Origin of the sequence: Litoribacter populi (assembly GCF_007483685.1) — a bacterium.
Taxonomy (GTDB): domain Bacteria; phylum Bacteroidota; class Bacteroidia; order Cytophagales; family Cyclobacteriaceae; genus Litoribacter; species Litoribacter populi.
Genome location: NZ_VMKN01000002.1, coordinates 265,491 through 283,987, shown reverse-complemented (window position 1 = coordinate 283,987; position 18,497 = coordinate 265,491). Strand labels below are relative to the sequence as shown.

General features: G+C 43.7%; 13 protein-coding genes and 1 tRNA gene. 6 read left to right on the top strand and 8 right to left on the bottom strand.

Going from position 1 to position 18,497, the window contains the following annotated elements:
* Positions 1-163: 163 nt before the first annotated feature.
* The 5 genes from FPL27_RS17060 to FPL27_RS17040 form a co-directional block, all read right to left on the bottom strand.
* Complete coding sequence (locus tag FPL27_RS17060) at positions 164-1,369, bottom strand: glycoside hydrolase family 57 protein (RefSeq protein WP_143962437.1); 1,206 nt, start codon at positions 1,367-1,369, stop codon at positions 164-166.
* Between the two features lie 3 nt (positions 1,370-1,372).
* Entirely contained in the window at positions 1,373-2,653 is a 1,281-nt protein-coding gene (locus FPL27_RS17055; RefSeq protein ID WP_143962436.1) for a glycosyltransferase family 4 protein, read from the bottom strand.
* Positions 2,654-2,715: 62 nt separating this feature from the next.
* Positions 2,716-4,632, bottom strand: a complete 1,917-nt coding sequence (locus tag FPL27_RS17050) for an amylo-alpha-1,6-glucosidase (RefSeq protein ID WP_143962435.1) — start codon at positions 4,630-4,632, stop codon at positions 2,716-2,718.
* Positions 4,633-4,998: 366 nt separating this feature from the next.
* Positions 4,999-5,074, bottom strand: a tRNA-His gene (locus FPL27_RS17045).
* Positions 5,075-5,156: 82 nt separating this feature from the next.
* Positions 5,157-6,497 carry a dihydroorotase gene (locus FPL27_RS17040; protein WP_143962434.1) on the bottom strand — a complete coding sequence of 447 codons (1,341 nt, stop codon included), beginning with the start codon at positions 6,495-6,497 and terminating at the stop codon, positions 5,157-5,159.
* A gap of 70 nt (positions 6,498-6,567) precedes the next feature.
* Between FPL27_RS17040 and FPL27_RS17035 the strand changes: the two genes are divergently transcribed.
* From FPL27_RS17035 to FPL27_RS17020, 4 genes are all read left to right on the top strand, one after another.
* A complete protein-coding gene (locus tag FPL27_RS17035) occupies positions 6,568-7,935 on the top strand; it encodes a DEAD/DEAH box helicase (protein WP_143962433.1) in 1,368 nt (455 codons plus the stop codon).
* Positions 7,936-8,044: 109 nt separating this feature from the next.
* Positions 8,045-9,133 carry an efflux RND transporter periplasmic adaptor subunit gene (locus FPL27_RS17030; RefSeq protein WP_143962432.1) on the top strand — a complete coding sequence of 363 codons (1,089 nt, stop codon included), beginning with the start codon at positions 8,045-8,047 and terminating at the stop codon, positions 9,131-9,133.
* Positions 9,130-10,383, top strand: coding sequence for an ABC transporter permease (locus FPL27_RS17025; RefSeq protein WP_143962431.1), 1,254 nt, complete (start codon positions 9,130-9,132; stop codon positions 10,381-10,383). The genes FPL27_RS17030 and FPL27_RS17025 overlap by 4 nt, the downstream gene beginning before the upstream one ends.
* An 8-nt stretch (positions 10,384-10,391) precedes the next feature.
* Complete coding sequence (locus FPL27_RS17020; protein ID WP_143962430.1) at positions 10,392-11,069, top strand: ABC transporter ATP-binding protein; 678 nt, start codon at positions 10,392-10,394, stop codon at positions 11,067-11,069.
* Between the two features lie 86 nt (positions 11,070-11,155).
* On the opposite strand, the gene FPL27_RS17015 is transcribed toward FPL27_RS17020, so the two are convergent.
* On the bottom strand, positions 11,156-12,652 hold the full coding sequence (locus tag FPL27_RS17015) for a M28 family peptidase (RefSeq protein WP_143962429.1): 1,497 nt from the start codon (positions 12,650-12,652) through the stop codon (positions 11,156-11,158).
* A gap of 199 nt (positions 12,653-12,851) precedes the next feature.
* Here FPL27_RS17015 and gcvP point away from each other — a divergent pair, with 199 nt between their 5' ends.
* On the top strand, positions 12,852-15,752 hold the full coding sequence (gcvP, locus tag FPL27_RS17010; protein ID WP_143962428.1) for an aminomethyl-transferring glycine dehydrogenase: 2,901 nt from the start codon (positions 12,852-12,854) through the stop codon (positions 15,750-15,752).
* 504 nt (positions 15,753-16,256) lie between these two features.
* Here the strand turns inward: gcvP and lipA are convergent.
* Entirely contained in the window at positions 16,257-17,135 is an 879-nt protein-coding gene (lipA, locus tag FPL27_RS17005; RefSeq protein ID WP_143962427.1) for a lipoyl synthase, read from the bottom strand.
* 61 nt (positions 17,136-17,196) lie between these two features.
* Positions 17,197-17,928, bottom strand: coding sequence for a hypothetical protein (locus tag FPL27_RS17000; RefSeq protein WP_143962426.1), 732 nt, complete (start codon positions 17,926-17,928; stop codon positions 17,197-17,199).
* 69 nt (positions 17,929-17,997) lie between these two features.
* Between FPL27_RS17000 and FPL27_RS16995 the strand changes: the two genes are divergently transcribed.
* Positions 17,998-18,402 (top strand): OsmC family protein, encoded by a 405-nt coding sequence (locus FPL27_RS16995; RefSeq protein WP_143962425.1) that lies wholly within the window; start codon positions 17,998-18,000, stop codon positions 18,400-18,402.
* Positions 18,403-18,497: the final 95 nt, after the last annotated feature.

The window sequence follows — 18,497 nt, the reverse complement described above, 5'->3', positions numbered from 1 at the left end:
TTCTTATTCCTGCAATTGGTTAAAAAGTACTTGTAATAGGCGATTTTTTTATTTTAGCGGTTTTTCCCGTTTGTAACAGGCATTTTATCAGCTGGTTGGGGTAGGTCAAAAAAAATCACCTTCGGATTTTCCAAAGGTGATTGCAATAGGTAGCTTAAGAATATTATAATTTGTTTTCCACTTTCACCTTTTTCAACCTCAACATAAAATCACTCAAGACATTCATGTAATTGATAAATGCCTCGTAAGGATTTTCATAAGGGCTGAAATAGGTGTGGATGTCTCCATCAGCGAAGAACTTGGTACACATATAATAGAAATGGTCACTGGTCTGTAGGTATTTCCAGTCACGCTGTATGTCTGGGTCATCCGAGGCTTTTACCAATTCTTCCAATTCATAAAGCCTGTCAAAAGCCTCATCTTGCAAGTCATTGCCTAACCAAGCGGTAAGATCCCGCTCTTCATCGGCCCAGGAGATTGGTGTGGAAACATGAATTTTCCCTACCGGAGGAATGTTTTCCACTACCTCAGATGGCGTTGAAAAGGTATAATTTGAATATTTCATCACCGCCTCTGGCAAATGTCTCATAAAGTCGAATATCCCGCTTTCTGCCCACTGGTGCTCTCCAAAGGTTTCATAATCCATAAATAGGTTGATAACCTCCTCTTCTTCGGGTAACTGGTTTATCCAACCCACAAATTTTTCCGTGGTAAGCGGCCAGTCCGGCCAGCCTCTTTCCGAAAACCTGAAGGCAATATCATCACTTAATCGGAAGTTTTTTAATAGAACCTTAAGCTTTGGCTCGATAGCGTTCACGTAGACAAAGTTTGGACTTTTCCAGCCCAAAATATGCTTGGCTCCTTCAGTAAGTATGGCTTTGTATCCAAGTTCGGCCACCATTTCTCCTATAGTGTCGGAATAGATCAATTCCGTATTTCTGAATACCGTTGGGGTGTAACCGTCAAAGAGCTCCTTAATTCTTTTTTGGTGTTTCTTGACCATGTCATGAAACTCCTCTTTGCTTTTCAGAGCACAGAGAGCATGGGTGTAGGTTTCGTTAAGCAACTCCACATGACCTGTTTTGACTAGCTTTTGGAAGCTTTCCAACACGTCAGGGGCATATTGTTCAAATTGATCCAAGGCAGTACCTGATATAGAAAAGCAGACCTTGAATTTGCCTTGGTGCTGCTCGATTAGCTCCAAAAGCAAGGCATTCATCGGGAGATAGCATTTTTCAGCCACCTTCCTCATTATATTTTTGTTTCCAAAAGAATCGTAATAATCATGGTCCTCGCCGATATCGAAAAATCTGTAAGGCTTGAGTCGGTAGGGTTGGTGTACTTGAAAATAAAAACAAATGGTTCTCATAGGTTATTGGTTTATAGTGGTTTTATAGGTGTCTATGACTTTTTTGGCCACATGCTCCCATTTTAATTTCTTAAGTTCTTGGCTTCCCAGCTCCTTAAACATTCTGGAAATACCCTCATAGTGTAGCAGTGCAAAAATGGAATCAGCCATGGAATCAATGTCCCAGAAATCCACTTTAATTGCATTGTGTAATACCTCTGCCACTCCCGATTGTTTGGAGATTATCACCGGTGTATTGTGCCTGACCGCCTCGAGAGGCGAGATACCGAAAGGTTCAGAAATCGATGGCATCACATACACATCACTGATAGCAAACATCTCGTCAACATCGGCACCCTTTAAGAACCCCGTAAAATGGAATTTAGTGCTGATTCTCAATTCGGCTACCCTAGAGATCATCCGATGGAGAAGGTCTCCGGATCCTGCCATTACAAATCTCACATTCGGGTCCCGCTTGATGACCTTGTTGGCCGCCTCGATAAAGTACTCTGGGCCTTTTTGGAAGGTAACCCTTCCCAAAAAGGTTACGATTTTTTCCGGGACCCTTTTCACCGCATTGTGCTGGATTATGCTCGTATCCATCACGGCATTATGGATCACTGTTATTTTGTCAGGAGAAATCCCGTACCGGTTGACAATGGTGTTTTTTGTCAGTTGGCTCACCGCCAAAATACGATCGGCGGCTTCCATTCCGGCCTTTTCTATATCGTAAACTTGCTGGTTGACATGCTCGCCAGAGCGATCAAACTCGGTAGCATGGACATGGGCAATCATAGGTTTCCCACTGATTTGCTTGGCAGCAATCCCTGCTGGGAAGGCCAACCAATCATGGGCGTGAATTATGTCATGTTCCTTGTTTTTGGCAATCTGAGCAGCTACTAGTGCATACCGGGATACTTCCATCAAGAGGTCCTTTCCATATTTCCCGCTGAAGGTATACTTTTGGGCAAAAACACTGTCCTCTACATCAAACTTGTCATGTTCGCTATAGTCGGTAAACTTACTAAACTCCTCCGGGCCGAGGTAGGGGACAAGAAATGAGCTGACCTCCAAATAGGTGAGGTTTTTCCAGACTTCCTGAAATCGTCTTTCCCGGTAATCAATTTCTATATTACTGGCATTGACAAAATCGGCGACTGGATCCTCATCCCCCCACAGTTTGGGGACAACAAAGATAATCTCTTGGTTATTTTGCATCATCCCTTTGACCAGGCCGTAACATGCGGTACCGAGTCCTCCGGAAATATGAGGCGGAAATTCCCAACCAAACATTAATACTTTCATGTGTTTCGGGTTAAGTGGCTCAATGAATGACCCTGAGGGTGACAGGGGGCATCCAAAAAAAATTAAAGTTTATTGACTAAATGCATCATCCTAAGCATTTCTCCCACACTCCAGGCTTGGGAAATGGCTCCTTTAGGACGATGAGGCGGATCCCCGTCATAAATTTCCGCTACGGTGCCCACACCATATTGGGTCATGACATCGTCAAATGCCGTTATGGTTTTCTCGATCAGTATTTTACCTTTATCACCATGGATACGCAGGTAACCTTCCATAAAATGACCTAACAACCAAGGCCATACCGTCCCTTGATGATAAGCGTTGTCCCGCTCATATTGGTTCCCCTGATAGTAACCTTTATATCGCGGATCGTCAGGCGAAAGAGTCCTCAATCCCCGTGTGGTAAGGAGCTTAGCCCTAGCTGTTTCCAGAATCGAATCGTTTTGAAAGTCAGATAAGGGTCTAAAAGGAAGGGAGGTGGCGAAAATCATATTTGGCCTGATCGACCAATCTTTTTCACCATTGTTTACCACATCGGCCAAATAGCCTTTTCGGTCATCCCAAAAGTTTTCCTCAAATGAATTCCTGACTTTTTGTGCCAGTTCATTGATATTTTCATCTCCTGAAAGAGAATAATAAAAGCAGAGCGCATTGTACCATAGGGCGTTGATCTCCACAGGGCAGCCGATTCTTGGAGTTACCGGACCATCATCGGTTACTGCATCCATCCAAGTCAGTGCCTTTCCTTCCTCACCTCCGTAGAGAAGACCGTTTTCCTGCACTCGTATGTTGAAATCCGTTCCTGCTATAAAGCCATCAATGATCTGCTTCATGTACTTGAGATGCTTGTCTTTGATGGTGGCTTCGTCCTCTGTAAAAATCACATATTGCTGCAATGCCCAGAAATACCACATTGGAGCGTCAAGGGAGTTCATGTTGGTATTAACTCCACTCCCGACGTTGGGGAAAAGTGGACCTTTCATATCACGGGTCATGGTTTCCATGATTTCAAGGAAAGTGTCCTTTTGCCCCAAAGTAAGTGTTAATCCTGGGGCAGCTATAAAGGTATCTCTTCCCCACCAGCCAAACCAGGGGAATCCAGCAATAACGTGGGTTTTTCCGTCTCTTTTGGCGACAAATTGTCCGGCAGAGTTTTTAAGGCAATTGGCGAAGTTGTTTCTTGGGAACCTTCTGGCCACCTCTTTTTCAAAGGACTGTTTTCTGGTGGCCGCTTTTGCCTCTTGAAGTCCTGCTGAAAAGATTATCGGCTCATCTTTGGTGATTTCCACCTCAAAATATCCCGGTACGTATAAGTCCTCATGATAATCATATCCTCTTTCCCTTTCACGGATATACTCTATATCGTAATACCAGTCCGGTGCGGGGACAAATTCACCTTTCTTCGAAAGTTGCAGGTAAAGTGGGTCATAGGCCTCGTATAGCCTAAACATTAGCCCTTGGTCTACTTTTTTGTACTTCTTGTTGACGTAGGTGTTCGCTTTTGAAAGGCTATGGTGACCGCGAAAGGCCAGAAATGGTTGTAACCGAAGTTTGGTAGGGCTATGAGCTTCCAATAAAGTATATCGGATCATCACCCTGTCTCGGTTGGAATCCAAAATAATTTCCTTCTGCAAGACTACTCCACCTACTCGATAAGTGAGTTTGGGGATGGGTTCGGTATCGAAATCTTCCAGATACTTATGTCCGCGAGGAGAATAGGTGCCTGGGTATTTGGCAATTCCAAGGTTAAAACTTGCACCGTGTTGGACTACCGTTTCGTGCACATTGGAGAGCATAACATGGTGCTGTGAATCAATTTGGGGTTGTGGGGCTACCAATAGTCCATGATACTTTCTTGTGTTGCAGCCGGTTATAGTGGAGTTGGTGTAGCAACCGGATTTGTTGGCCCGAATAATTTCTTTTTCTAAAGAATAATTTAAATTGATAAGTTGAGTCTTATCAAAGTGTATGCAGCTCATAGGTTAGTGGTTTGATGCAGTTAGTACAATTATTTGTACAACTATAAAAATACCTTTTTGTGAGGGAAAGAAAAACAAAAGGACAAAAAAAAGACCATCCGAAGATGGTCTTGTTGTTATCGAACTGCTGAAGTTGAGTCTTTTTGTAGCTCCTCCCAATTGCGGAGGGATTCATCAAACTTGTTTAGATATAAACTAATAAAACGCAAATCCACTGGTTTAACCTTTGGGATTAAGGGCGAAGATTTAAATAATGTAAACATTGCCTATTATCTTTTTAATTTAAGTCACCAAGAACAATTAAAATGCCAATAAAACTAGCCATTGGCTTGAAAAAAGAAAACCCCTTGATAAATCAAGGGGTTTGGGTGGAAGACCGGGTTCGAACCGGCGACCTCTGGATCCACAAACCAGCGCTCTAACCAGCTGAGCTACAACCACCGTTTAATATCTTTTTCAGAATCTGTTTCCTGAATGGATTGCAAAGGTAGTATTTTGGTCTATTCGACGCAATAGTCTAGGAATTATTTTCTGGAAAATTTTAATCTTTCGCCCATCTTGTCCTCATGGAACACGCCATTTTCGTACGCCAAATGCCCGGAAACGATCGTGTGGGTCACTCTTGACTTAAATGTCTGCCCCTCAAAAGGAGACCAGCCGCACTTGGAAAGCACATTCTCAGATGTCACCTTCCACGGATTGTCCAGGTCCACTAATACCAAATCGGCATGGAAACTTGGGCGGATATATCCTCTTTTCTCGACTTCGAAGAGAATGGCCGGATGGTGACACATCTTCTGCACGATTGTCTCCAGGCTGATTTTTTTCTGGTGGTACATCTCTAACATGGCGACAAGGCAGTGTTGAACCAATGGTCCTCCAGAAGGTGCCTGGGCATATTTATTGTTTTTTTCCTCCTTGGTATGCGGTGCATGGTCAGTCGCAATCACATCGATGCGGTTGTCTAACACACCTCTTAAGATTTCATCTCTGTCAGCTGCGGTTTTTACAGCAGGATTCCATTTGATAAAAGTGCCTTTTTCATCATAGTCTGCATCAGAAAACCACAAATGATGCACGCAGGCTTCGGCAGTGATTCTTTTCTCTTCCAAAGGAATGTTGTTATCAAAAAGACTGACTTCCTTCGCGGTACTGATATGAAGGATGTGTAACTTTGTCCCGTGCTTTCTAGCCAAGTCCACTACTTTTTTTGAAGCATCATAGCAGGCTTCTGCTGAGCGGATCAATGGATGGTATTTAATGGGGATGTCCTCCCCAAATTCTTGCTGATATTTCTCAAAATTAGCCTTGATCATATCATCATTTTCGCTGTGAGTGGCGATGAGGATGGGGCTTTTCTCAAATATTTTTTCCAGAGTTTCCAGATTATCTACCAGCATATTACCTGTGGAGGAGCCTTGGAAAACTTTAATGCCGCAGACGTTTTGAGGGTCTACTTTTAGGAGTTCCTCCAAATTGTCATTGGTGGCGCCAAGATAAAATGAATAGTTAGCTAGGGAAGTATCAGAAGCTATCTTATATTTTTCTTCCAGCAGTTCGATTGTGGTAGATTGGGGTACTGTGTTGGGCATTTCCATGTAGGAAGTGATGCCCCCGGCCACTGCGGCCCGGCTTTCGGTTTTGATGTCTGCTTTGTGTGTAAGCCCCGGTTCCCTGAAGTGAACCTGATCGTCAATTATTCCTGGGAGCAGGTATTTTCCCTTCGCATCGATGCGGATGTCAGCCTCGTGTCCACTGAGGTCGCCCCCGGCCACAAAGATGAGTCCGTCCCTTACCAACACGTCTCCTCGGGATATCTGTCCTTCATTTACTATATTTGCATTTGTTATTAAGATGCTTTTCATAGGTTTTGAACTTACTTATGGATTTTCTGCTTTTAATATTTCTAAAATTGTATCCTTAAAAATAGTAAACATGTCGGACAGCCCCGTAAGTTTTGAAGAATTTAAATTAAATAAGCAGCTTTTGGAAGCTGTTCGGGAGGCAGGTTTTGAAAAACCGACACCTATACAGGCTAAGGCCATTCCATTGGCACTTGCCGGACATGATGTTTTGGGGATTGCGCAAACCGGAACGGGGAAAACCGCCGCCTATGTGCTTCCGATCCTGATGAAGATCAAATATGCCCAAGGAATGCATCCCCGTGCACTTATTTTGGCTCCAACCAGAGAGTTGGTGATGCAGATTGAAGAAGCCATCCTCCAGTTTGGGAAATATACAGATTTGAGATATGTGTGTCTTTATGGCGGCATCGGGCCAAAAACTCAAATCGAGAAAGTTCAACAAGGGGTGGATGTGATTGTATCTACACCGGGTAGGTTTATGGATCTTTATAGCCGAGGGGAGATTTTTGTAAAGGAAATCAAAACCATGGTTATGGATGAGGCCGACAAGATGATGGATATGGGTTTTATGCGCCAGATCCGTTCCATTTTGGAAATCATCCCAGTGAAAAGACAAAACCTGTTGTTTTCGGCAACCTTTGCAGATAAAGTTGAAATCATAAGCCAAGAGTTTCTGGAATTCCCCGAAAGGGTAGAAGTAGCTCTCCAGGCTACCACTGCTGAGACCATCGAGCAGGTCAAATACCTAGTGCCTAACATCAAGGCGAAAATCAATCTTTTGGAACATCTTCTTCAGGGAGAGGAAGTGAAAAGAGCCATGATTTTCACCAAATCAAGAAAAAATGCCGAAGAGGTATTCAATTATATAGTGAGAAAAAAACTGGGAGAGGTTAGGGTGATTCATGCCAATAAGGGGCAAAACACCCGAATCAACTCCATGGAGCAGTTTAAGGGTGGTGATGTCCGGATTCTGGTAGCTACAGATGTGGCTTCGAGAGGATTGGATATTTCTATGGTCAGCCACGTGATCAATTTTGATGTGCCTTTGATCTATGAAGATTATGTTCATAGAATCGGCCGTACGGGGAGAGCCGAGCAGGAGGGCAAGGCCATTACTTTTATCAATCCGGTAGAGGAACTCCATTTCGAAAAGATTGAGGAAATCATCCGGATGACTGTGCCTGAAAGTCACATCCCCGATGAGGTGAAGATTCCAGATACGCCATTTGCTGAGAAACAGGCCTATGCCCGTGAGATTGACAACCAAAAGAAAAGAAACGATCCAGATTATCTGGGTGCATTCCATGAGAAAAAAGCAAAGCCCAAATCCAGCTACCAGGAAAAACCGGCTGCTGATCCTCGGAAACATCAAAGGCAGAAAGCCAAGAGAAACCGAAACCAGATGAAAACTCAGGGTAAGAATAAAAAACGATCCTAAAAATAGAAAGCTCCCTTCGTGGAGCTTTTTTTATGATACAGGTCATTTTTTAAGGTTCGGCATGTGCTTACTTTTACTTATCTTTAAAAGTAGCTACAACTATTCGGTCATGGATTCAACTGGAAAATACTTTTTGCTGGGTTGCAGTTTGTTGTTGGTTTTTTCCTGCGGGGAAAATTATGAGACCACGACCGTACAACGGGGAAACATCTCCGAATCCGTATATGCTTCCGGGATCGTCAAGAGCCAGGGACAATACCAAGCCTATGCATCAGTTTCCGGCTTGGTAGATGAGGTATATGCTCAAGAAGGAGACACGGTCAAAAAGGGCGATCCGATTATTTCTATTTACAACGAGTCCGGAAAACTCAATCGAGAAAGTGCAGAACTGGCCCGAGCCTTTGCGGACCAACAGGCCAACCAAAGCCGGTTGAGGGATTTGGAGATTGCCGTAGAATTGGCAAAAAGCCAATTAGAGAATGACTCTCTCATGCTGGAAAGGCAAAAAAGACTCAAAAATCAAGGGGTAGGCACAGAAACGGAAATGGAGAGGAGGGAGCTCAACTACAGGAATTCCATGACTCAATATCAATCCAGTAAGATCAGGTATGAAGAGCTAAAAAGGGAAATAGATTTCCAGGACAGACAGGCCTATCAAAACTTGAAGATCAGCAGGGCTTTGGAAGATGACTTTTTGGTGACCTCCCGATTGGATGGGGTGGTGTTTTCTGTTTTGATGGAAAAAGGCGAGCTGGTTTCTCCACAGACGCCCTTGGCGGTATTGGGTCAAGCCGGAGCGTATTTTCTAGAGCTCCAAGTAGATGAGTATGATATTGTCAAAGTGAAGCCAGGTCAAAAAGTCTTTGTGAGCATGGATAGCTATAGGGGGCAAAGTTTTGAGGCTATAATAACCAAAATCAACCCTATACTTAACCAGGCGAGTAAAAGCTTTACTGTGGAAGCCAAGTTTACCGTAGCTCCCGACCAGCTTTTTCCTTTCCTTACCTTAGAAGCAAATATTTTGATCAGGGAGAACAAGGAAACCTTGTTGGTGCCTCGTAATTATATCTACCAGGAAATGTTTGTGGTAACGGAGGACAAAGACACTTTGGAGGTAGAGATGGGAATCAGGGATTTTCAAAAGGTGGAACTGCTCAACGGGGTGGATGAGGGTACCAAACTCATCAGAAGACCATGATGTGGGGTTTGATAACCGAAATCGCTTGGGCTCTTATGGTGGCCCGAGGCAAGCAAACAGTCATTGCTGGGGTAGGGGTAGTTTTCAGTATCACCATGTTTGTGGCGCTGCTTGGCTTTATGAATGGCCTCAACTCCATGTTGGACGGACTTATACTTAACAGGACACCACACATTCGTTTTTACAATGAAGTTAAGCCCAATCCAGAGCAACCCATTCAGCTTTATGACAAAGAATCTCATCATGTGATTCGCTCTATCAAGCCCAGTGCCTCCAGACTAGATATCCACAACAGCGGTCCTATCATGGAAAGTTTGGAGAATGACCAGCGCGTTTTAGGTGTGGCTCCTAAAATTACCACTCAGGTATTTTACAATGTAGGTACCATCGATATCACCGGGGTAATCAACGGTGTCAATGTGGAAAAGGAGGCGGATCTATTTGCCTTTGAGGATTATATTACCACAGGCAATGTCCAAGACCTCAACAATACACTGAATAGTGTGATTCTGGGAAAAGGCGCTGCCGATAGGATGCTTGCCGAAATCGGCGACCTGATCCAGGTGACCACCGCGCAAGGTAACCGGATGCAGCTGAAGGTAGTAGGGTATTTTCAATCTGGCCTTGGCGATGTGGATAATGTCCAGAGTTATGCTTCAATAAACACGGTTCAGAAAATGTTGGGAGAACCCTCATCTTATGTGACTGACATACAGGTCAAGCTCCATGATCTTAATCTTGCACCAGAAATGGCCAAGGAACTCTCACAGATCTATCAGGTAGATGCAGATGACATCCAGACCGTGAATGCACAGTTTGAAACCGGCACCCAGGTAAGGTCAATGATTAGTTATGCTGTAGGGATTACGCTGCTGGTAGTCTCCGGTTTTGGCATCTACAATATTCTCAACATGATGATCTATGAGAAAATGGACACTATTGCCATTTTGAAGGCAATTGGATTTTCAGGGAGAGATGTCAATATGATTTTTATTATGATTGCGCTCACTATTGGAGTTGTTGGCGGCGCATTGGGGTTGATTTTAGGTTACATGGCCGGTTTGGGAATAGAGAGGATTCCTTTCGAAACAGAAGCCTTGCCCACCATCAAGACGTTTCCGGTAGATTTCAATCCTAGATATTATATGATAGCAGGAGTATTTAGTGTGGTGACAACCTATTTCGCCGGGTATTTTCCTGCGCGAAAGGCCAGCAAAATAGACCCAGTGGACATTATCCGGGGGAAATAATTACGATTATGCAGAGAAGCAGTGTTCTAAGAACCCAAAATGTAAGTAAGTATTTCTTTAGTCCTGAGAAAACCCAGGTGCTGAAGGAAGTTTGTCTGGATGTTAAAAAGGGAGAGTTCGTTTCGGTGATGGGCAAGTCCGGATGCGGGAAATCCACATTGCTTTACATTCTTTCCACCATGGACACGGACTACGAAGGTCAGCTATTTATAGAAAATGAATTGATTACCGGGCTGGACGCGAAAGTGCTTTCTCGGATCAGAAATGAGAAGATCGGTTTTGTGTTCCAGTTTCATTATTTGCTCAATGAGTTTTCAGCCCTTGAAAATGTCAAAATACCGGCTATGAAACTGGGCAAGTTTAGCCCAGAAGAAATCGAGAATAGGGCTATGGAAAAACTCAAGATTTTTGGAATGGAAAGCCATGCGCTCAAAAAAGTTCATCAGCTCTCAGGAGGTCAAAAACAACGGGTGGCCATTGCACGGGCATTGATCAATGACCCTTTGATCATCATGGGCGACGAGCCAACCGGTAACCTCGATAACACCAATAGTGATATAGTTTTCAATATTTTCAAGGAATTGGCCCAGGATTTTCACCAAACCATGCTGATCGTAACTCATGACGATGAATTTGCCAAAGGAACAGACAGAATCATAGAAATGGAGGACGGTAGTATTATTTAAATATGACTATTGAGATAATAAAAAACCTTCAAGCTTGATGCTCGAAGGCTTTTATTCGGTCTCCCGTCTCCGGTCTCCCGTCTATTTTATCTATCAGTTCTATTGTTAGTACCGTCTACAGGCGTTCTTTCTTCTCTGTTGGCCAAATCCCAAGAGGTGTGGAAGATCAATCTGGCTCTTTTTGTCATCAAAGGGAATTCGATTTTGTCCACCGTATCCGTGTGCTGGTGGTAGTCATCATGTACTCCGTTGAAGAAGAAGATCACAGGAATGTTGTTTTTGGCGAAGTTGTAATGGTCAGATCTGTAGTAGAATCTGTTTGGATCATCTTCAGCATCATATCTGTAATCCAGCTTCAAGTTGGTGTAAGTGATGTTGTTGTATTCGTTGATGGTTTTCAGGTGGCTTGAAAGCATCTCAGAACCGATCACATACACATAATCCTGGTCTTCTGCATCCTGATATTCGTAGTCTATTCTACCCACCATGTCAATATTGATGTTGTTAACGGTGTTTTCCAATGGGAAGATAGGGTTTTCAGCATAGTACTGAGAACCCAACAGTCCTTTTTCCTCGCCGGTTACGTTAAGGAAAAGAATGCTTCTTCTTGGTCTGTGACCATCTTCTGCCGCTTTTGCAAACGCCTCGGCAATTTCCATTACGGAAACTGTTCCAGACCCGTCGTCATCAGCACCGTTGTTGATTCTGCCTTGGCTGTCAATCCCGATGTGATCGTAGTGAGAAGAGATTACCAAAACCTCATCTTTCTTGTCAGTACCTTCAAGGTAAGCCATCACGTTTTCAGTGCCGACCATCTCCTTGTTTTTCTTTACTTGGTAAGTTGCCTTTTGGCTTTTGATCACAGAAGGATCATTTTTGGCAGCTTCTTTCAATTCTTCTACAGAAGTACCAAAGATTTCGGCCATTTTGTTGCTGCTAACCATGAATACAGGTTGCTCTTTTGTTTCAGAGTCGAATCCAAGTCTTCCACGTCCTGAAAGCGCCTTGTAACGGTTGGCGATACGGTCAAAGTTTGCCTGGCCTTCCATGGTTACGATTACCGCACCTGCGGCACCGGCATCTCTTATGTCTTGGATCACATTTTGGGCTCTGCCACCAATGGCCCAGATGCCTACCAGTTTATCCTTCACGTCTACTTTGGCTAGGTTTTCCTCATTGGCAAGACCTAGGAATACTAAGTCTTTTTTCGCAGAGCGTCTCATATCACCGTCACCGATGAAAACAAAGTCTTCGTTGTTGGTAAGTTTTTGGTTGCCAACTTTTAGGGAAATGTCTCCCCACTTTACATTGGCAAGATCGAATTTCTGAAGATAATCTCCATCGACTGGACCTTCAAGGCCAATTTCCTTGTAGAAATTCACTAAATATTCTGCGGCCATTTTCTGACCTTTCTCGCCTGTTTCACGGCCTTCCATTTCGTCGGAGGCCAAATAGGTGAGGTATTCTTCTAAATCTGCTTCAGTAATGGTGGAGGCGTATTTAATCGCCGTGGCATCCTGAGCAGAAACCTGCCATGACAGCATATATGCCATGGCGCCTGCCAAAAGATATCTTTTCTTCATATTATTTTGTTGTGCGTGTTGTTTTTTGAACCTAAAACTAAAAATTTTAATTAGTAGATTAAAATTGATTTCCATGATCGGTTGGCAAAATGGGTATAAATCTTTGGATTTTGAAATCATTATCCATCAATAATTTATACATTTGCACAACCAAAAATACCTGGATATAACCCAAATTATTTAACTTCTATCAGCTGATATGAAAATTAATCTAGATCCCTCAGTTAAATTTGAACACCGGCATAATGGGCCTTCCCAAGCGGATATTGCCCTGATGTTGGAAAAAATTGGTGTGTCTTCTGTCGATGAGTTAATTGACCAAACGGTACCTAAAGCCATCCGGTCAAAACAAAGTCTCCAGCTTCCCGAAGCTAGGTCTGAAGCTACCTTCTTAAATGAGTTCAAAAAACTGGCCTCCAAAAATAAAATTTATAAATCATATATCGGATTAGGGTATTATGATACGCTGGTACCTGGGGTGATTTTGAGAAATGTTTTGGAAAACCCAGGGTGGTATACCGCCTATACGCCTTATCAGGCAGAAATCGCTCAGGGCCGTTTGGAGGCTCTGATCAATTTTCAGACTATGGTCATGGACCTTACCGGAATGGAAATGGCAAACGCTTCTCTTCTTGACGAAGGTACGGCTGCTGCTGAGGCCATGACCCTTCTCTATGCATCAAAGGCAAAATCAAAGAAGAAAGCTACCAAGTTCTTTGTGGATGAAAAAATCTTCCCACAAACCAAAGATATCCTTTTAACGCGTTCAGTGCCTGTGGGCGTTGATTTGGTAATAGGTTCGTCGTCGGACCTGGATCTGACTGATCCTGAGCTCTTCGGCTTGATGCTTCAGTATCCTAATGCTGACGGAGAGGCGATTAACTATTCCAAATTGGTGGCATCCGCCAAAGAAAACGATGTGTTGACGGCATTTGCTGCTGACCTATTGAGCTTGACCCTTTTGACCCCTCCAGGTGAAATGGGTGCTGACGTGGTAGTGGGTACTACCCAGCGATTCGGTGTGCCAATGGGTTTTGGTGGACCTCATGCTGCATATTTTGCTACCAGAGAAGCTTACAAGCGTCAGATTCCAGGTAGAATCATTGGCGTTTCTGTTGACCGTGATGGCAACAAAGCTTACCGAATGGCTCTTCAGACTAGAGAGCAACACATCAAAAGAGAAAAAGCAACTTCAAATATCTGTACTGCTCAGGTATTGTTGGGCGTGATGGCCGGTATGTATGCCGTATATCATGGGCCTCAAGGGTTGAAAGAAATTGCTGCCCGAATCCACGGATTGGCTAAGTTGACCGTTCAGGGGCTTGCCGAGTTGGGCTTTGAGCAGGAAAACAAGAATTTCTTCGATACGATCAAAATTAAAGTAGATGAAGTTCAGCAGGAGAAGATCAGGGCCTTTGCGCTTTCTTCAAAAGTGAACTTCAGATACGAGACTGGCTACATTTACCTTGCCTTTGACGAGGTGAAAACATTGAAAAATGTTAAAGACATCTTGGCCATTTTCGCAAAGTCAACCAACAAAACTCCAATTGATATTCAGGAAAAAGCAGCAGACCTTAAGCTGGAATTGACTGATGGTTTGGAGAGAACTTCTACTTACTTAGAGCATCCGGTATTCAACCAATTCCACTCTGAGCATGAGATGTTGCGTTATATCAAGCGTCTTGAAGCAAAAGATTTGAGCTTAACTCATTCCATGATTTCCTTGGGTTCTTGTACTATGAAACTCAACGCCACGGCGGAAATGATTCCTGTGACTTGGCCTGAGTTTGGTCAGATGCACCCATTCGTGCCCCAAGATCAAGCTGCCGGTTATTATGAGATGTTCCAAAATTTGAGAAACTGGTTGAGCGAAATTACTGGCTTTGCTGACACCTCCCTTCAGCCAAACTCAGGTGCTCAAGGTGAATTCGCAGGTTTGATGGTGATCCGAGCTTATCACCAAAGCCGTGGCGATCACCACAGAGATATCGCCCTGATCCCTTCATCTGCTCACGGAACCAACCCTGCATCTGCTGTTATGGCGGGTATGAAGGTAGTGATTGTGAAGTGCGATGATAAAGGTAACATTGACCTTGAAGACTTGAAGGCTAAGGCTGAAAAGCATAAAGAAAACTTATCCTCCTTGTTGGTAACTTACCCATCCACTCACGGGGTGTTTGAGGAATCCATCCAAGAGATTTGCCAGACTATCCATGACAATGGTGGTCAGGTTTATATGGACGGTGCCAACATGAACGCACAGGTTGGTTTGACCAGCCCGGGCAGAATCGGTGCTGACGTTTGTCACTTGAACTTGCACAAAACCTTCTGTATCCCTCACGGTGGTGGTGGACCAGGCATGGGTCCAATCTGCGTGGCAGAACATTTGGTGCCTTTCCTTCCAAGCAACCCAATAGTGAAAACAGGCGGACAGCAAGCAATCCACGCAATTTCTGCGGCCCCATTTGGTAGTGCATCCATCTTGCCTATTTCCTATGCCTACATCGCAATGATGGGCGGAGACGGCCTGACCAATGCTACCAAAATGGCAATCCTTAATGCCAACTACATGAAGGCAAGGTTGGAAACTCACTACCCAATCCTTTATACAGGAACAAAAGGTAGAGCAGCCCACGAAATGATCCTTGATTGCAGAGCATTTAAGGAAGTTGGAATCGAGGTAGAGGACATTGCTAAGAGATTAATGGATTATGGATACCATGCGCCTACAGTTTCTTTCCCAGTGGCCGGTACACTTATGATCGAGCCTACCGAATCTGAGACTGTGTCTGAATTGGATAAATTCTGTGATGCTATGATTGCCATTAGAGAAGAAATCAAGTCTATCGAAAACGGGACTTTGGACAAGGAAGACAACATGCTGAAAAACGCTCCGCACACGGCCACGTTAGCTTTGGCAGATGAGTGGAGTTTCAGCTACAGTAGACAACAAGCGGTTTATCCGTTGGACTTTGTGAAAACCAATAAGTTCTGGCCATCTGTTAGAAGAATTGATTCCGCATTTGGTGATAGAAACCTGATGTGTAGCTGTATTCCTGTAACGGAATATGAGCAAAGCGAAGAGGAAGCAATGGCTTAAGCCATTCTCAATATAAATTGCAAAAGTGCCTGGAGGAATCTTCAGGCACTTTTTTTATGGATAAAAAAAAAACTTACCGCAAAGGGTACTAAGGACCGCAAAGTCTGTTCTAGTTTATATTGAATATAAAGATATTCACTGAGGACCAGAGAGGGATGAAGTTGGTTTGCAAGAGATAAAACGACACTGCAGGGCCGGATATTAGGTACTTTTGAGGATTTGGTTAAACCGGGTTAAAATGGTCCTAAAGCAAATAAAATTTTGATTGGTCGCTGATCAATTACTGATCAAGTCCCGATTAAATGTTGATTTGTCAGTAAGTGGGCAAAATTTTATTTGGAATTGAAGATTGACTAATTAGGAGGTGAATTATCTCAGGGGTTTGTGAAGAATAGGGGAGGGCTTCGTTAAGGAGGGGGGATGGTAAAGTTTGGTTTAGATTAAAAAGAAATCCACACCTGCATTAGGTGTGGATTCTGTTTTCTTCGTGAAGCTTAATTCACCTTAGACGTTAACATGTCTTTCTGCATGGTAAGAAGATCTTACCAATGGCCCAGATTCTACATATTTTAATCCTCTTTTTAACCCTTCTTCTCTATAATGGTCAAACAAATCCGGATGGATAAACTCGGCTACCTCGATATGCATCTTGGTCGGCTGAAGGTACTGCCCCAATGTTAGGATATCACAATCATGGGCAACCAGATCGTCCATCGCCTTATAAACTTCTTCTTGCTTCTCACCCAGTCCAAGCATAATGCCCGTTTTGGTACGCATACCATGAGCTTTTGTGCGCTTGATCTGTTCCAAAGACCTGGCATATTTGGCCTGAGGTCTTACCCTTCTATATAGGCTTTCTACTGTCTCCACATTGTGGGAAACCACTTCTTGACCGCCTTCGATCATTCGGAATAGTGCGTCCCAGTTGGATTTCACATCCGGAATCAAGGTTTCAATGGTTGTTTCCGGAGAAAGTTTTTTCGTTTCTATTACTGTCTGATACCAGATTTCAGCACCTCGGTCTTTCAATTCATCCCGGTTTACCGATGTGATTACTGCATGTTTGACCTGCATCAGCTTGATGGCCTCGGCCACTCTTCTCGGTTCGTCGGTGTCATATTCCGGCGGTCGGCCAGTGGCCACGGCGCAGAATGAGCAAGATCGGGTACATACATTGCCAAGGATCATAAAAGTAGCCGTACCGGCACCCCAGCATTCGCCCATGTTGGGACAGTTACCACTTTCACAGATAGTGTGAAGCTTGTGCTGGTCTACTAATTTTCTGACGTTGGCGTATTCTTTTCCTACAGGAAGCTTTACCCTAAGCCAATTTGGCTTTTTTCTTCTGGTTTCCTCCTCGGATATTACTGGTAATTCGATCATCTATATTGTCTTAGCTTATCGCAAAATTAAGGATAATGGGCGCAAAACCCAACATCCTTGCCTATTTCCTAAACCCATAGAAAAGGGTGAAGTAAACTGAGTGGAAAAACTGCCTATTTTCTACTGTAGGCATGATTTCCGGTGTTTTATGAAAACCCTCAAACAGGTATCCTAGTTCCATTCCGGTTACATTGCTTTTGAAAACCCCAAACTCAAAGGAAAGGGCCGCCTTGGCATGTCCCCCAATGGCGAGCTCAGACTCTCCGATGCCTTCGAAAATCCGGCCTGGGCCTGTAATATCAAACCTGCTTCTCACTAATTCAGGATCATATTGACCCCTGACTGTTTCTGTTCTACTGGCAAAATATTCCACATAATACGGCGCAATCACTCCAATAGATGGGCCTATCGCCGAGAGAATGGAAATTTGGACGCCTTGTTGGGGAGCTTTTTTAAACAGTATAAGTTCCCGCCCATAATGGGGTCTAATTGAATAGAGGTAATTGGATTTTCCAAAAATATAGCTGTTCCCATAGGGGGTATTCTCCCGCACTTCTTTGGGATTTTTCACATTTACCAATTCCAAACCATAAAACTGAAATAGGTCATCAGTCAAACGGGTTCCGATTTTGATATTTACCCCACCTATCAGGCCTCCATTAGTGTTTTTGTTGACACCAAAGAGAACTTCCCGGTCATAATCGTAGTCTCCGGCATCCTCTCGCTGGGCAAAGGAAAAATGGCTGATACCCAAGAGCAGGAAAAGAAAAAGATATTTTGCTGATTTTGCCATATATTTCTATGGAATTTAACGCTAATTTTGTCGCTCAAGTTATAAACTTTAAATTAAAAGTAACTGTTTATGCCGACTATAAAAAGCTCCTATTTAGGAAATTTACGCACTACCTCCGAGCACCTGCAATCCGGAATCTCCATTCTGACCGATGCCCCACTTGACAACAACGGCCAGGGACAGGCTTTTTCACCTACCGACCTCGTAGCCGCCGCATTGGCGAACTGTATGGTTACCATAATGGGAATTGTGGCTCGTCGCGACGGGAATGATCTTGACGGTTTGGAATGGGAAACTACCAAGGTCATGCAGTCTGATCCGAGAAAAATATCTGAAATCCATGTTGAATTTCACTGGAAAAATGCGCCAGAAGATTCCAAGCTTTTGCAGAAGCTGAAAAATGCCGCCAAGACTTGCCCTGTGGCATTGAGCATTGACCCAGCCATCAAGCAAAATGTGGTTTTTAATTTTTAAGACCGAAGACCGAAGACCGAAGACGGAGGACGGGAGGCCGGAGATCGAATCAAGCGGCCAATTTAGATACTGACTAAGAATCTCTCAAGAAAAAA

Excerpts from the sequence above, each read along its gene's own strand:
- FPL27_RS17060 (WP_143962437.1), bottom strand. The coding sequence starts at position 1,369 with ATGAGAACCATTTGTTTTTATTTTCAAGTACACCAACCCTACCGACTC.
- FPL27_RS17055 (WP_143962436.1), bottom strand. The coding sequence starts at position 2,653 with ATGAAAGTATTAATGTTTGGTTGGGAATTTCCGCCTCATATTTCCGGA.
- FPL27_RS17050 (WP_143962435.1), bottom strand. The coding sequence starts at position 4,632 with ATGAGCTGCATACACTTTGATAAGACTCAACTTATCAATTTAAATTAT.
- FPL27_RS17040 (WP_143962434.1), bottom strand. The coding sequence starts at position 6,497 with ATGAAAAGCATCTTAATAACAAATGCAAATATAGTAAATGAAGGACAG.
- FPL27_RS17035 (WP_143962433.1), top strand. The coding sequence starts at position 6,568 with ATGTCGGACAGCCCCGTAAGTTTTGAAGAATTTAAATTAAATAAGCAG.
- FPL27_RS17030 (WP_143962432.1), top strand. The coding sequence starts at position 8,045 with ATGGATTCAACTGGAAAATACTTTTTGCTGGGTTGCAGTTTGTTGTTG.
- FPL27_RS17025 (WP_143962431.1), top strand. The coding sequence starts at position 9,130 with ATGATGTGGGGTTTGATAACCGAAATCGCTTGGGCTCTTATGGTGGCC.
- FPL27_RS17020 (WP_143962430.1), top strand. The coding sequence starts at position 10,392 with ATGCAGAGAAGCAGTGTTCTAAGAACCCAAAATGTAAGTAAGTATTTC.
- FPL27_RS17015 (WP_143962429.1), bottom strand. The coding sequence starts at position 12,652 with ATGAAGAAAAGATATCTTTTGGCAGGCGCCATGGCATATATGCTGTCA.
- gcvP (WP_143962428.1), top strand. The coding sequence starts at position 12,852 with ATGAAAATTAATCTAGATCCCTCAGTTAAATTTGAACACCGGCATAAT.
- lipA (WP_143962427.1), bottom strand. The coding sequence starts at position 17,135 with ATGATCGAATTACCAGTAATATCCGAGGAGGAAACCAGAAGAAAAAAG.
- FPL27_RS17000 (WP_143962426.1), bottom strand. The coding sequence starts at position 17,928 with ATGGCAAAATCAGCAAAATATCTTTTTCTTTTCCTGCTCTTGGGTATC.
- FPL27_RS16995 (WP_143962425.1), top strand. The coding sequence starts at position 17,998 with ATGCCGACTATAAAAAGCTCCTATTTAGGAAATTTACGCACTACCTCC.